This is a genomic window from Peribacillus sedimenti (assembly GCF_046237635.1).
Classification (GTDB): Bacteria; Bacillota; Bacilli; order Bacillales; family DSM-1321; genus Peribacillus; species Peribacillus sedimenti.
Genome location: NZ_CP143547.1, coordinates 2939126 through 2954221, shown reverse-complemented (window position 1 = coordinate 2954221; position 15096 = coordinate 2939126). Strand labels below are relative to the sequence as shown.

General features: G+C 41.5%; 16 protein-coding genes. 11 read left to right on the top strand and 5 right to left on the bottom strand.

Annotated elements, in window-relative coordinates; genetic code table 11:
• The first annotated feature begins 34 nt into the window (after positions 1–34).
• The 6 genes from V1500_RS14625 (at position 35) to dnaB (ending at position 5272) form a co-directional block, all read left to right on the top strand.
• The gene (locus tag V1500_RS14625; protein WP_409300290.1) at positions 35–559 is read left to right on the top strand and encodes a type 1 glutamine amidotransferase domain-containing protein; all 525 of its coding nucleotides are present in this window, start codon (positions 35–37) and stop codon (positions 557–559) included.
• 273 nt (positions 560–832) lie between these two features.
• Positions 833–1324 carry a ribose 5-phosphate isomerase B gene (gene rpiB / locus V1500_RS14620; protein ID WP_409300288.1) on the top strand — a complete coding sequence of 164 codons (492 nt, stop codon included), beginning with the start codon at positions 833–835 and terminating at the stop codon, positions 1322–1324.
• 18 nt (positions 1325–1342) lie between these two features.
• The gene (gene glpX / locus V1500_RS14615; protein ID WP_409300287.1) at positions 1343–2314 is read left to right on the top strand and encodes a class II fructose-bisphosphatase; all 972 of its coding nucleotides are present in this window, start codon (positions 1343–1345) and stop codon (positions 2312–2314) included.
• Positions 2315–2888: 574 nt separating this feature from the next.
• Positions 2889–3647, top strand: coding sequence for a conserved phage C-terminal domain-containing protein (locus V1500_RS14610; RefSeq protein WP_409300286.1), 759 nt, complete (start codon positions 2889–2891; stop codon positions 3645–3647).
• On the top strand, positions 3640–3975 hold the full coding sequence (locus V1500_RS14605) for a hypothetical protein (protein WP_409300285.1): 336 nt from the start codon (positions 3640–3642) through the stop codon (positions 3973–3975). Before V1500_RS14610 ends, V1500_RS14605 begins: the two co-directional genes overlap by 8 nt.
• A gap of 1 nt (position 3976) precedes the next feature.
• A complete protein-coding gene (dnaB, locus tag V1500_RS14600) occupies positions 3977–5272 on the top strand; it encodes a replicative DNA helicase (RefSeq protein WP_409300283.1) in 1296 nt (431 codons plus the stop codon).
• Positions 5273–5639: 367 nt separating this feature from the next.
• Here the strand turns inward: dnaB and V1500_RS14595 are convergent, their stop codons facing one another.
• The 5 genes from V1500_RS14595 to V1500_RS14575 all read right to left on the bottom strand — a co-directional run bounded on the left by V1500_RS14595 (position 5640) and on the right by V1500_RS14575 (position 8399).
• Positions 5640–5774, bottom strand: coding sequence for a hypothetical protein (locus V1500_RS14595; protein WP_409300281.1), 135 nt, complete (start codon positions 5772–5774; stop codon positions 5640–5642).
• Positions 5775–5921: 147 nt separating this feature from the next.
• Positions 5922–6053 (bottom strand): hypothetical protein, encoded by a 132-nt coding sequence (locus V1500_RS14590; protein ID WP_409300279.1) that lies wholly within the window; start codon positions 6051–6053, stop codon positions 5922–5924.
• Between the two features lie 36 nt (positions 6054–6089).
• Positions 6090–7145, bottom strand: a complete 1056-nt coding sequence (locus tag V1500_RS14585; RefSeq protein WP_409300277.1) for an alpha/beta fold hydrolase — start codon at positions 7143–7145, stop codon at positions 6090–6092.
• The gene (locus V1500_RS14580) at positions 7135–7599 is read right to left on the bottom strand and encodes a hypothetical protein (protein ID WP_409300275.1); all 465 of its coding nucleotides are present in this window, start codon (positions 7597–7599) and stop codon (positions 7135–7137) included. The genes V1500_RS14585 and V1500_RS14580 overlap by 11 nt, the downstream gene beginning before the upstream one ends.
• A 626-nt stretch (positions 7600–8225) precedes the next feature.
• On the bottom strand, positions 8226–8399 hold the full coding sequence (locus V1500_RS14575) for a hypothetical protein (protein WP_409300273.1): 174 nt from the start codon (positions 8397–8399) through the stop codon (positions 8226–8228).
• Positions 8400–9960: 1561 nt separating this feature from the next.
• Here V1500_RS14575 and V1500_RS14570 point away from each other — a divergent pair.
• From V1500_RS14570 to V1500_RS14550, 5 genes are all read left to right on the top strand, one after another.
• Positions 9961–11316 carry a cytochrome P450 gene (locus tag V1500_RS14570; protein WP_409300271.1) on the top strand — a complete coding sequence of 452 codons (1356 nt, stop codon included), beginning with the start codon at positions 9961–9963 and terminating at the stop codon, positions 11314–11316.
• 179 nt (positions 11317–11495) lie between these two features.
• Complete coding sequence (locus tag V1500_RS14565) at positions 11496–12269, top strand: SDR family oxidoreductase (protein ID WP_409306001.1); 774 nt, start codon at positions 11496–11498, stop codon at positions 12267–12269.
• A 192-nt stretch (positions 12270–12461) separates the two neighbouring features.
• Positions 12462–12593, top strand: a complete 132-nt coding sequence (locus V1500_RS14560; protein WP_409300269.1) for a hypothetical protein — start codon at positions 12462–12464, stop codon at positions 12591–12593.
• A 191-nt stretch (positions 12594–12784) separates the two neighbouring features.
• Entirely contained in the window at positions 12785–12898 is a 114-nt protein-coding gene (locus V1500_RS14555) for a YjcZ family sporulation protein (protein WP_409300267.1), read from the top strand.
• 842 nt (positions 12899–13740) lie between these two features.
• The gene (locus V1500_RS14550) at positions 13741–15069 is read left to right on the top strand and encodes an ABC transporter substrate-binding protein (protein WP_409300265.1); all 1329 of its coding nucleotides are present in this window, start codon (positions 13741–13743) and stop codon (positions 15067–15069) included.
• Positions 15070–15096 lie beyond the last annotated feature (27 nt).

The following is a 15096-nucleotide window of genomic DNA, read 5'->3' as shown; positions in this document are numbered from 1 at the left end:
ATGATTATATAATCACAAAAGGAGGAATATGAAAATGCGGTTGGAAGGAAAGAAAATTATCAGCCTCGTTCATCATGAATTCGAAGACCTTGAGCTTTGGTATCCCACGATAAGACTCAGGGAAGAGGGAGCAGTCGTTCATTTAGTCGGAGAAAAAGCTAATGAAACATACATTGGTAAATATGGGGTCCCTGCTGAATCTGAGTATGCCTATAGTGAGATCAATCCTGACGATTATGATGCCATTCTTGTTCCGGGGGGCTGGGCACCTGATAAGATCAGAAGATTTCCTGAAGTGATCTCACTTATTCAGCATATGGACGAACACAAAAAAACTATAGGTCAGATCTGTCATGCAGGGTGGGTCTTGGTCTCGGCTAAGGTCTTGCAGGGTAAAAAAGTAACAAGCACACCCGGTATTAAGGATGACATGGAAAATGCAGGTGCAACCTGGTTCGACGAACCTGTGGTGGTAGACGGCCATCTAGTTTCTAGTCGCCGTCCACCAGACCTTCCTGACTATCTGAGGGAGTTTATTAACGTATTGGAAACAGAATAATAGAACATTTACAAGATCTATATCAATGGGCTTTTCCAGAAATGGAAAAGCCCTTTTTATTTATGCTGATTAAATGAAAAAAATAGTTTTTATTAATCTCAGATAATACATATAAAAACAAAAGAAATAAAACAAAAACAAACGAAAGCAAACAATTGACTTTTAAAATAATAAAAAATAAAATGAAAATAGAAAGATAATGAATTTCATATTAAGCTTGTTGTTTACACTCATTTATTTTTTGATATTTTTTAATCAGAGAGGAGCATTGAGATGCAAATTGGAATTGGGTCTGATCATAATGGGTTTCAATTGAAAGAACAGATTAAGGATTTTTTGGAGCAAAAGGGAATCGATGTAGTGGATTATGGTTGTTATTCCCCTGAATCAACGGATTATCCAGATGTTGCTTTTGAGGTAGCTAAGGAAATCAGCAGCGGCAAAATTGAAAGAGGCGTCCTTATATGTGGAACTGGCATCGGTGTTGCGATTGCTGCAGGAAAATATCCGGGAATCAGAGCCGCACTGTGCCATGATCCTTATTCAGCTGAACGTGCCCAAAAAAGTAATAATGCGCAGGTCTTGACGATGGGTGCACAGATCATTGGTTTAGAGGCAGCAAAAAAAGTCGTGGAAGCTTATGTGAACTCTAGTTTTGATAGTAATAGTCCCTCAAACAAAAAAGTACAGAAGATAATAGATCGAGAAAAAGAACTTCTTCAGACTTCAGGAATTGAGTATGAATCCAGATCATCTTGCAGCTAAAAGGAGAGATGAGAAACAATGAATCACATCTTAATGGATTTCGTTGAGGTAACGGAAATAGCGGCAATTGCATCCCATCATTGGATTGGACGGGGAAATAAATACGAAGCTGATAACGCAACTACAAAAGCCATGCGTAAACGGCTAAATCAGATTTCAATGGAAGGCAGAGTGGTCATCGGTGAAGGTGAACTTGATGAAGCGCCCATGCTGTTTATTGGCGAACAGGTAGGCAGCGGTGCCGGGGTGAAACTGGATATCGCAGTCGACCCACTAGAGGGTACGAACTTAATGACCACGGGCAGGGGAAATTCCATTGCCGTGATTGCTGCGAGCAGGGAAGGCACACTGCTTCATGCCCCGGATATGTATATGGAGAAAATCGCAGTAGGGCCAAAAGCAGCTGGCAAAATCGATATTGAAGCACCGCTTTTAGTCAACATGAAAATCGTATCAGAATGCAATGGGAAAAAATTATCTGATATATATGTCATTGTTCAGGACAGAGAACGCCATCAACATATAATAGATCAAATTCACGAAGTGGGTGGAAGGGTTCAGCTGTTTGACGATGGAGACATTATTTTCAGTATCGCCGCCGCGATGACAAACAGCAATGTAGACATGTTCATAGGAATTGGAGGCGCACCAGAAGGAGTTCTTTCTTCCGTTGCCCTTAAGTGTTTAGGTGGGGAGCTTCAGGGAAAGCTCCTTCCGGCAAATGAAGAAGAATACGACCGTTGCATTCAAATGGGTATATCTAATCCTATGGCTCCTTTAAGGATGAATCAACTTGTAAATTCTGATGAATGCTTATTTGCAGCAACAGGAATCACAGACAGCTTTCTCCTGAAGGGAGTGAGTTATGACTCTGGAAAACTAGTAACGGAGTCATTGTTGATGTACGGCAAACAGAAAAAAGCCCAGTTCATCAAATCCGTTCATTGTTATGAAACTCTTTTTAGGGATTCTCTAAAAAACGCAATTTAGATGAAGTGTCGCTAAAACTTGATTCTGGCAAAGGGATTTCTGGTATGAGTTAGGAAGCACAGAAATCCGGAAGGCATTAAGAGAATTGATTGATTAGGTTTAGTGTTGAAATCGTATTGTGATAGCAATGGCTTATCCACAAGGTTGGGAACGGTATACACCTCCTGGAACAATATTAATTGCTACAGGTTCGGAAGTATGCCTGGCAGTCGAAGGAAAAAATCAATATTACTTAACCAGAAAATATAGTGAGTCAAATTAATAATCCAGAGATTAGCAGGAACTTACAAAACATGGGAACCCATCTTTTTACACCGGTGGGTTTATTTTTTTGGAGTTTATGCAGTTGTATGATTTTAAAATTGAAAATTAGAAATGAATGAGGAAGGCCTGCACAGTCATCATTATGCTTATTACGAACACTAGATTGTGAACAAAGCGTGAACTAAAACTATGAATCAGTAAAAATATTTCAATCAGATTATCCTTTTGCCCCTTTTATTTATATAACAAGTGTGTAGCCTGATACTTTGAAAGATTGGGACTGACTATTTGATTTAGAGGGGGACAAAAGATGTCTAATTTGGTTATTGAAGAAAAAACACCGCTGTTGATTCTGCCATCACTGGCAATGAAGATTGGGTTAAACGAAGCCGTATTGTTACAGCAGGTACATTATTGGCTGACTCAAAGCCCGCATTTTGCCAAAGGGAGAAGGTGGGTGTATAACACCTATGATGAGTGGAACAGGCAAATGCCTTTTTGGTCCTACAGTACGATCAAACGAATCGTTAATACATTGGAGAAACGGGGGTTATTAATTTCTGATAAATTCAATTACAGCAAAATGGACCAAACCAAGTGGTATACCATTGATTACGATAAAGTAGCGATGCTCGAAGAAGAACCATCAGATGCTCAAAATGGACTTCTACCGGACCAGGCTGAAGAAATATCCCGTTCAGAAAGAACCATTTTTGATGCCACCGTGGACAAAGCAATACCAGAGATTACTACAGAGATTACAACAGAGAAAAAAGATATAATCCCGTTTGTCGAAATCATCGACTACCTCAACCTTAAAATCAACGGGACTTTCAAAACAACCACCAAAAAGACCATGAAGTTTATTAGAGCCAGATACAGAGAAGGGCATACCCTTGAGGATTTTAAAAAGGTTATTGACCTGAAAGCGGATGAATGGCTGAAAGATGCTGCATGGAGCAAGTATTTAAGGCCGGAGACTTTATTCGGTCCCAAATTTGAATCCTACCTAAACCAGAAGCCTAGAAGAAAGAGGGTCAGGGAGGAGGATCTGGATTTACGTGACTAAGAAGGAGGTCTTTCAATTACTGGATTTGATAGCAGAGTTTTACGAACAGTTTGAGGTGGAGCAGAAAAAGGTGGATGCCTGGTTTGAGGTATTACGGTCATTTCCTTTCGACAGAGCGAAAAAGAAGGTTCTGTCCTTAGCGGCAGCATCTCCCTACTCGCCTAAAATATCGGACCTTGTAGCTGCGAAAGAAACCACCAACCGATACATTCCTGACCTGGAGGAAACACATACGATTTTAAACAATAAACCAAAGCCTGCAACGGAAGCGGTCATTCAGGAGGAGCTTGCGAAAATGCGGGATATCCTTGGCATCAGGAAGGATTGATATGGATGCTTTGAGATTGTTCAGCCAGGATGCAGAAGAAGCGGTCGTTGGTGCATTATTTCTTGATGAAGGTTTGATCAGGGAGTGTACAATTCAGCCAGAGCATCTGTACATAACGAGATTAAAGCGAATACTTTGGGCTATGAAACGGCTGGACGAAAAAGGCAAGCCAATCGATGTCATTTCGGTCGTGGAGCAAATAGGGACCCATAATCTTGAGAAAATAGGCGGGATTGCATATATCACACAGCTGGCCGGGAGCGTCCCCAGCAGTGCCAATTTTCACTATTACCAGGATACGGTTTTCCAATACTATCAAAAACGCAGGACTGGTGAAATAGCCGCTAAAATTATGGAACAAGCAAGAGAAGAGGATATCGGCAGCACCATCCAGACGGGAATTAACCAGCTGCTCTCGATTGGCCAGTCAGCGAAAGATGAGGATTCAGGCAGTATATATTCATCACTTACTGACATTTACGAGGATTGTGAAACAGAAATGGGGGATATCACAGGCATATCCTCCGGTTTCGGCAAGCTAGATCTGCTTACCGGAGGGTTTCAGGATAGTGACCTTATCGTGATCGGTGCCCGTCCGAGTGTTGGTAAAACCGCCTTTGCCCTCAATATTGCCGCCCATGCTGCCATCGAACATATAGCTGTCATTTTTTCACTTGAGATGGGGAAAAAGCAGCTTTTGAAAAGGGCGACGAGTTTCATAGGGAATATCAGCACACAGCGGATGAGGAATCCGCGTAAGGAGTTTCAGGACAGTGATTGGATGGGTTTGACGGATGCGATGGGAAAACTCTCGCTTTCCAATTTACATATATTTGACCGTGGGGCAATGGATATCAACTATATCTGGTCCAAGGTCCGGCAATTACGGAAGATGTATGATGGGGAAAAGAGAATGCTGGTGGTGATTGATTATCTGCAGCTGATCGTGGGGGATCCAAAGCATAAACAGAATCGGCAGGCTGAAATCAGTGCGATTAGCCGTGAACTGAAGCATATGGCAAGGGAGCTGAACGTAACGGTGATGGCTCTGTCCCAGCTGAGCAGGGGAGTGGAAAGCAGGCAGAACAAACGGCCCCTGCTTTCGGATTTGCGGGAAAGCGGACAAATTGAGCAGGATGCCGATTTGATTGCGTTTCTTTACAGGGATGATTATTACAACAATGAAAGCAAAGAAGCCAATGTGGTGGAGGTGATCCTTGCGAAGCAGCGGAATGGGCCGATTGGGACTGTTAGACTGGATTTCCATAAGGAGTTCGGGCGGTTTAAGGAGGTTTAACTATATGAAAGTTGAAAGGAGGTTTAGTTAGTACACATTATTTCGTGGATAGTTTTTTTATTAATTTCCTTTGTGCTCAAATTAATAACCCTAGGAAAGGGATCTTCCTAGGGTAAGTTAATAAACAGTAAATTTTCTATGAACAAATTCATACAATTATTTTTGTAGAGAATCCATGAGAAGTTGATTAAGAGAGTAATAGTCGGAGAATGTATGACTTTATTTCATAGCTATTTATAAGGAAGAGCGTTAATAGACCGATGGAGGACTGTGTAGTAAACCAGACTTTGTATAGTTTCCGGTATAGCCAGCACCTGCACTGATTTGTGCGTGGATTTTACCTCCACATTCCATTTAGGAACGTTTCTTACTTAAACCCATTAACATTTTTGATTAGTTTACGGAGCAATTCCTTCTTTTGGTTTCTTTTTCGTCTTCCCAATTGAAAATCCCTTAAACGCTCAAGGTATTGTCTAATCTTTGCTCTTCTTCTTCCCTTCATGTCATCACTTCCTTTCATTCCGATCCTTAACCCAGGTGCTTGTCCTGAAAGGGTACGGGTTTTCTGATAATATAAAATTAAGGAGCTATAAACGATAAGAACTATATGGCAATCCTTACATGCTAAGGGTGCACATACAACTAAACACTAAAGTATTGTGTCGTCACTCTCGAGTTCCTGTAAATAGGCTAAAAAGCTGGCGAATACTGGAGTCGCCATCCCTAAAGTCTGTGTTTCTAGCTGAATGATTCCGACACCGGGTGGAAAGATCATATACATTTTGATCCCTCCTCTCGGTGAAAGGGACTTTTATGGTCATAGGTCACCGATGGGGACCGACCTTGAAGGCAGCCATTCTGCAATATATTCAGGCAGACCACCAGTCTCTGCAAAAAATATATGTCCACTTTTTAGAACCTTAAGTGCTTTATCCTGGCTAGAAAGAAGTTTCATAATAGGCGTGATCATGTCCATGGGTACTAAACTATCATTCTCTCCGGAAACAACTAGAACTGAACTTTTTATATTTGTTAAAGAGGCTCTTTTTCCATTGATTAAAAGGTTATCCTCGATTAGTCTGTTGTGTTTAAATAGATCGTTCATTAGCTGCTTTACAACCGCACCAGTGAGTGGAATATGTCCATTGGTCCAGGCGTTAATCCGACGCCACTTTTCCACATATTCCGGATCGTCTGCTTTGTTAAGGAGGGACAGGTAAGGGGAGAAGCTTAGAGGGGTAGTTATTAGCCGTGTCCCTTGTTTCATGGCACTAGCGGGAATAATCTGAAGTATATCCCATAGGTCATCGAAGTTAATGGAGTCTTCCCGTAAAGCCTCAGCCCACTGATCAAAGGGAGAATGACTAAAGTCAACAGGAGTTCCAGAAAGGATCAGGTTCTTAATGGGTTCATCAGCAATGGAAGCATACATCGCAGCCATTGTGCCTCCAAGACAGAATCCCATAACTGAAAGTTCTTGCGCACCGGAATGCCTTAACGTCTTCTGTGAAGCCACCCGAATATAATCCACAATATACTTATCAATACTGATATCTCCATCTTCGTAACCCGGTATGCCAAAGTCCAAAAGATACACTTCAAAGCCGTCGTTGACAAAGGCTTCAACCAGACTCATCCCTGGTCCCAGGTCTAGTATTACCGGCTGGTTTACCAGCGAATATACCAGAAAAACGGGAACAAGGAATTTTTTTTCAGATGGAGGGTAATACCAAAGCGTCGTTTTATTTTTCTTCCAGATTGCCTCTCTCTTCGTGACGCCCATTTCAGGCAATGGTGAGTTTAGGGCTTCAAGAGCCAGCTTCATTTTAGAATGCTTTTCGTAGCTTTTCCTTTTTCCCTTTCTATCCTTCATTTGAGTTCTCCCTTTGATTCAATGTTGCTGTATGCTTATCCAGGATGGTTTGAAAGAGCCGACGGAGTCTTTGCTTTTTATCTTGTTTTGAAAGGCCTTGAACGACAGGTATCGATGCTTCGACTTGTGTATGACCAGTTGAATGTGGGCTTGTTAAGAGCTGGGATATCATATCCTCGAATCTATCGATTTTTTCCTCGAGCCGAACCTGCGATTTTGCCAGATCCGCCACTTCACGCTTTGTTGGAAAATCCCATACAGAGGATACCGTCTCCATCTTTTCCTGAAGCTGTCTTACTCTATTGGCAAACTTAGCGGAGTTCAGACTTGCTTGTTGAATCAATTCCTTCTTATTCATAAAATCATGAATCTTTCTGTTAAGTTCTTGCTCTATTTCAAGTCCTCTTATTTTAAGAGATTCATAAAAATCTCTGCTTTTCTTTATTTTTTTCAAGTAAATGTCTCCTTTCATTCTTTTTTCAAATAGTAAGCGATTGCGGAAGCTCCGCCATCCACATGTAAAATACACTTCAGGAAAAAATCCCATAACTAATCAAGAAAGCTTTGTCTCCATCTTTTTCATAATAATCCATCCATGTCATGCTCAATTGCAGGGCAAAGGTGTTTTTTTAATCCATCATCGCAGTTAAGGTATATATCATCCTCTTTTCGTTGCTTCTAAAACCCTCTGGAGACATTGGGATTTTCGAAACATAGCGATTATCAAGGTCATATATGATGGGATTGAACCCAGATCCTATGAACGTATGGTCTAAGTTTTTTTAGAATCATGCTTTTTGTGTAAATGGCGCCTTAGAACAATTTGTTCTGATTTTCGGATTGAGTCCCGGCAGGAGGTAGGAAAGACGTGTATTGGATTTTAACGATTGTTCATGTCGTTTTGAGCGGTGCGCTGCTACTACTCCCCTTTTTCTAACAAGTGGCTTCTTGCGTCTCTTTTTCTTTTATTTTATGCGCGTAGGTGTTGATGGCTTGGACTATTGCTGGTTATTTTGGAGTAGCTGTGGAATAAAAAGGATAGGGAGAAGGAAGGCATTAAATGCAGCAGTCGAAATCCTCTTATACGCCCATATGCTTTAGAATTTCAGCCTCCTGTGAGGAAATCTCATGAAAAAATACTTTTACCTGCTTTTTTTCATGTAACATTATTTGCAGCTCTATCACCAGAAAGAACTTGCCGCTGATTCTCACTACGTAAGAGTCTTTTACCGAAACATAGTCGCGCATACTCATATATCACATCCTTTACACATCATAGAATGAAGTGTTAATCGAAAAGGATTGGACAAAAATTCTACTTTGTAAAACAAACATCAATGACCTACACATCCGATTCTTTATAAATTCTTATTCAAATGAGCACAGGCTCCCTTAGCTGCCTTAACTTAAAATGAGGCGGAACATGAGAAAAGCGATTAAAAACGGACTCCAATATATGGAGGTGTACGGACTGCCAGGAAAATTGAGCAAGCCGTAAAGACATTCTTAGTAAGGTGTGTAAGGATCAAAAACCGGATATTATCAGAAATGTGAAGAATTGAATGAGGTTGTTCATTACGGGAGGGTGCAACCTAGTTTTAAACATTAGAAAAAGCATCCAGTAACAAGGGATGCTTCTAGCGAAAGTATTCAAAATTTTATTTACTTGAGGTTCATAATCTTTGAAAAACTCATCCCAAAAACGATGAGAGTAGCGATTACCGCGATTGAAATGGTGGAAATGGTGATTAGGATATAATGCTGGCCACCTATACCGATTATGGAAAGCTTCAAATTGACAATCTTAAAATAACAGAAGACAGAAAGTAAAGGCCACAAGCTGTTTAAGTGGAGAAACTAATAGTGGAGAGGGAGTATATGATTTTGAAGTCTGATAGGTAAATACGTTTCAATCTCCGGACAGAATTTTGCACAAAATGCACGCTGCTATAGTAAGCGTGCATTTTTGTATGCGATTGATACGTATCTATGAATGTGAATGTATGTATTTACGGGAGTAATGTTTTGGTATCAACGTGATCGCTAACCAATTGTGAGTACTCATCGATTCAGGCAATTGCATGATTTGTATTGCCTGGGCTTGTCTGAAATAGGAAGGGGATATAATTTGGCTTTGGCTTAGAGAAGCTAAGCCTTTTTACTGGGCCATAATTGGAGCGGTTGCATTGGTGCTAGACAGTCTCATCGCGAGTCCTAACTATGCAAACTATACAGACATTAATGAAGTATTCACGACCGATCATTAGGGCATGGGGATAAGCAGCTTTACACATAAAAGGTGGAAAGGGGATTTTGGCTCCTTTTTTTCAGGAACGGGTGCTTGAATGGAGAAACAGGAGCTGTTTAAGGCAGCCCCTTTTTTATTTACTGCATAACAACCACTAAATACTTTGCTAAACAGGAGCAAGGCTATGCTGGTGGTTTGTTTTGTAGTAAACCTGCCTCGCTCTATATAACATATTGCCCGTTTAATCCTTTTGATACTCGTTCTTTACAAAAATTCGAGCATCATGGTGCTTACGTACTCTGTTGATTATGCCCAGACAGTGTGGTTTTTCGTACAGGTTTTAGGAGAAGTTTTTTCCTTCCGATTCATTGAGGCTATACTTTCTTCCTTGGCAGAAGTTATATTTTCGACAAAAGTCTGGTTAGCATAGGTAGTGATTTTAATTAAGCCGTGCTGCTTCCGCCCTTATTTTTTATTGTGTGATAGTCAACTAAAGTACAAGCCGAATGTTTATTTGTACATAACATAAAGGAAATATATCTTACTACCAGGGAGGAGAACGGAACATTGGATGAGACGTCAACATATCATAATTTGCCCACAGGACCAAAGGGGAAAATCCTAACCGGGAATCTAAATGAATTCCAATCGGATCCAGTTGCATTTCTTACGCAGTTGGCAACGGAATACGGAGAGGTTGCTAAATTTCGTATGGGTCCATTCCGAAATTTTTATCTGGTTTCAGACCCAGAGATGATTAAACAGGTACTCGTGACAAAGCAAAAGAGCTTTGTGAAGTCGGATGACTTCAAGGCTCTGAAGCCCATACTCGGGGAAGGCCTGCTTACCAGCGACAAGGACCTCCATATGCGTCAAAGAAGGCTGATTCAGCCTGCGTTCAAGAAATCTCATATTATCACGTATGGACAGGACATGATTGATTTAACAGCCGATTATTTATCTAATTGGAATCATGGGGAAGAAAGGGTCATCACCCAGGATATGATGAGCATTACGCTAGGCATTATCTGTAAAACCATGTTCCACATGGACTTTACGGAGGGTTACCATAGAATCGGGGAATCGATAGAGACAGCTATGAAAATGGCCATTAAAAGGATGAGAGGCCTTATAAACCTTCCATTGTGGGTACCCACAAAACGAAATCGGGATTTTAAAAATGCAGTCAATGCATTGGATCGAATCATTTTCGATATCATTGAAAAGAGACGCACTGATCCCGAGAAGCATGAGGATATGCTAGGCATACTTATGGATGCACGCGATGACGTTGACGGAGTAGGCATGTCAGACGAGCAACTCCGTGATGAAGTGATGACGATTTTCCTTGCGGGGCATGAAACGACCGCAAATGCTCTCTCCTGGACATTGTATTTGCTTTCCCAGCACCCTGAGGCTGAGGCAAAACTTTTACAGGAAATAGATAGGGTTATTGGTAACCGTTCACCGGTTCCGGATGACTTTATGAAATTATCCTACACACAAAATATTTTATGGGAATCTATGCGGCTGTACCCACCGGGGTTTGTCACCGGGCGGAAAGTGGACGAGGATGTGGAGATCGGTGGCTATCAGTTTAAAAAAGGGGATATTGTCCTTGTCAGTCAATATGTGATGCATAGAAAACCCGAGTATTTCCATGACCCCCATTCCTTCATCCCTGAACGATTTGAAAATAATTTTGTAAAAACAATTCCGGCCTACGCATACTTTCCTTTCGGTGGCGGCCCCAGAGTCTGTATCGGTAACCACTTTGCCATGATGGAAGCAGCGTTGGTGCTGGTGACCATAATGCAGCGCTTCCGGTTAACCCTTGCACCTGACCATCATGAAGTAAAGACCTACCCATCTATTACACTAAGGCCAAAGAATGGTTTGAGGATGATTGTATTAGACAGGTAACACCTCAATATGTAGGCGAAAATACAGAACGCCTAGACCAGATAGCTGCTTGACCCCCATTCGCTTGGAATCAAATAAACGGTTTGTCCACTCCTGACTCTTCCTTGCTGCATATGTTAATAAGGAAACCGGATAGGTTATCACTTTTTGAATACAATGTGCCGACTGGGGGACTGAATATAAATATCAATCAATTATTTGATTTAAGCGGTAAGACCGCCATTGTCACTGGCGGCGGAAGAGGATTGGGGAAGCAAATGGCGATAGCACTGGCTGAAGCAGGTGCAAACATCGTTGTGTGTTCACGAAATCTAAAAGCATGCATGGAAGTCAGCCGGCAGTTGAAGGGAATGGGAGTCGACTCTTTTGCCTGCCCATGTGATGTGAGTAAAAAGGCAGATATTGAAGACGTGATCGACCAAACGCTTGAGACTTTTGGCAAGATCGATATCCTTATCAATAACAGCGGCACTGCCTTCCTTGCCCCCTTGCTTAAAATAACGGAGCAGCAATGGAAGGACGTAATGGATGTGAACGTTCTGGGGGCATTCTTATTTTCACAGGCAGCCGCCAGGGTCATGATCAAGCAAGGTTACGGCAAAATCATCAATATAGCCTCTATTGCAGGTTATGGGGGTTCGTCGCCAGCCGTTATGCAGGCCGTTCCATATAATACGAGCAAAGGTGCAGTCATTACCTTGACGAAAGACCTGAGTATCAAACTCGCAAGATACGGAATTCAGGTGAATGCCATTGCACCAGGATTTTTTCCTACAGAGATGTCAAATGATGTATTAAAACCCCATCTAAAAATCGAGTCACACATACCGATTGGGCGTTATGGCAATGATACCGATTTGAAGGGTGTGACCGTCTTGTTAGCCTCCCACGCCTCCGATTATATGACAGGGCAAATCTTGAATGTCGATGGGGGCATAACAGCCAGTGTATAAGACGTAATGAAATCGTTAGCCTCAACATTAGAAAACTTGAAATAAAATTATAAGAGACAGAGTCCAACTGTCTCTTTTTCATCGTCCTGGGAATCGTAACTATCTTATAAGGATGCGGCTAAGTAACGTTTACTCTATTCTTTCATATAGTGGTCGAATTCTAAAAAAAGGTAAAAGCAGGGAGTGAAATGGATGTTTGGATATATGGTGTGCTGTGGAAAAAACCTCCAGATTGCTGCGTATATGTATTCTTTATACAGAAGTGAAGGGATGATCAAAGGAGAGACTAATGTACCTGCTGAAGATTTTATAGGTGCGGCATAAGCTAAATTAAAGGAAGAAACAAGCCGTCTCCACACCCTCGGCATTCATCCTTTAAAAAGCGAAGACTCTATGTTTTGCATTTTTATGCTGCAAAAGAGACTGGCATATTGTTAAAAGCCCTGTCCTTCAAGAGGGTTTGTACATAAGATAAAGTGAGTGACAGTAAGAATTTACGCAAAGGGGCTGATAATATGTCAGATGGATATGGTGGAGGGATGGGCAATGGATTCGCTCTAATCGTAGTATTGTTTATCTTATTAATCATCATCGGATGCTCTTGGATGGGCGGATACGGCGGCTACTAATACACTTGATAGTGAAAAAGCCTGTTAACTGGGACAGACTCTTGTAATAGGCTTTTTTATTTATGCAAAAAAGATCGGGGATTATCCCAGCTTAATAAATGAAAAATCTGACTTTACCTATTTCCCCTAAAAAATGAGTCTTCCACTGAATGAAAAAATGTCAACGATGAATATGAAGGGAAAAAAAGTCTTCTGAATCCGGAAGTAATAAATACTCCCCGTGCTGGGTCAACTGCATCCATTCTCCCTTGAAACTCTCTGCCACCACGACCTCGCACAATGACCTCCCGGCCGATGTGCTGAATCAACCCTGGCAAAGCAATACCCCTTTTATAGAGTTGCTGTACTGGACAAGCTACGGCGTATAATATTCTATTGTTCGTTGGTTAAAAGCGAATCGGACATTATCCCAAACTATTCAAAAAATGCGCACGAAAGAAGATATCTCGGAAGGATAGCAAGGTTATACGGGTGAAAAGAAGCAGTATTTTTATCATTCTATCTTCTAGGTTAAGCCGGATGCTGACTTGATTGCGTTTCTGTATCGGTAGGATTATTACAACAATGAGAGTGTGGAAGCTAATGTGGTGGAAGTTATTCTTGCCTAAGCCGCGGAAGAGCCGAATGGGACGGTTAAGCTGAAGTTTCTTAATGAATATGAAAGTTTTGAGGAGTTGAAATAATAACAGTAACTTTGATTATGTTTGAATATCTTACCTGTAAATTTGCATATAAACGGAAATTTTCTCCTAAATTTATCGAAAAGAGGTATTTACTTCCAAAACAGGAGGAATTATAATAAATTCTGAAAGTTCTAAATTTTCAATAAGGAGGGATTGGGAATGAAAAAACGGATGTTTGCGCTCTTTGTCTTTATTCTGTCTATTGGCATAATCGTGGCGTGTTCTAAAAACAGCCAGGAGACCGGAGGAAAGTCAGACGGGGCATCAATGGTAAAAATGGTTTATTGGCCAGGCCCTGAAAGTGATGCCATGCAAAAAGTGGTGGAAGAGTACAATAGTGGCCAGGGGAAAGAAGATAAAGTAAAAGTAGAAATGGTGCTGCTGAGCCGAGACGGAACATATGAGCGTGAAGCGGCCATGATGAAGTCAAAATCGGATGAAGTCGACATGTATTTTACGGCGAGCTACATTATTGGCCAACACGCACCTAACCTGGACCCATTAAATAACAAACTAGAACTGAACAACTACCTAAAATCTTCTATTGACTCACTAACCGTGGACGGAAATACCCTCGGAATCCCCATGGACGTGAGTAATCACTTCCTTCTCTACCGGAAAGACCTCATTGAAAAACTTCTAAATGATACCAAGTGGAAAGAAACATACGCTAAGGTCAGCGAAAAAGCAGTCGGTACAAGCCTGGAGCCAAAGGATCCAAAAGACTGGGACTGGAAAGATTTTGTCGCTACTGCTGCCTTTTTTACCCAGAATGAAAATGCCGACTCTCCAACAAAATATGGCACAGCCTTACAGTTGAAAAACCTAATCTTCAACGTGATGATTTGGGATGATGTACTATGGGGAAGTGGTGGACAATGGATGGAAGGTGACAAGGTAACCATCAACTCACCTGAAGCGAAAACCGCCTTACAGGTGTATCAAAATATTTATAAAAACCAATTTACAAGCCCCAACTCAAGTGTAGCAGAATACGCTGAAACCCAGGAAGCCCTAAAATCAGGGAACGCGGCGTTTGCAATTCAGTGGAGTGCTGCATATGACGAATTGAACTCTTCAGAGAAGAGCCCCAATACAGCTGGAAAAATCGGAATCGCCCCGATTCCTGGTGGAAAAACCCATGTCCACAGTTTGGGGGTAGGTTTAAACAAATACTCCAAGCACAAGGAAGCCGCTCTGAAATGGATGGAGTACCTGACTGGAAAGGATGCACTTAAAACGTATGCGAAAAATGGTGGGATTCCTCCGCTTCCAAGTGTTCTTGATGAAATGGGAGCTGAGCGTGAAGTGCTTCCGGTGATTTCAGAGCACATTGAGAAGTTTGGTTATTCACCGCCGATTCTGCCACAAACACAAAAAATGCTTGAAATCCTAGCGAAAGAACTGAGCGCGGTTTGGATTGATCAAGGAAATACCGATAAGGCCCTTGAAAATGCTCAGAAGGGACTTGAAGATTCCTTGAAGTAAACGCGTCGAAACAGGGAGCAACAATGT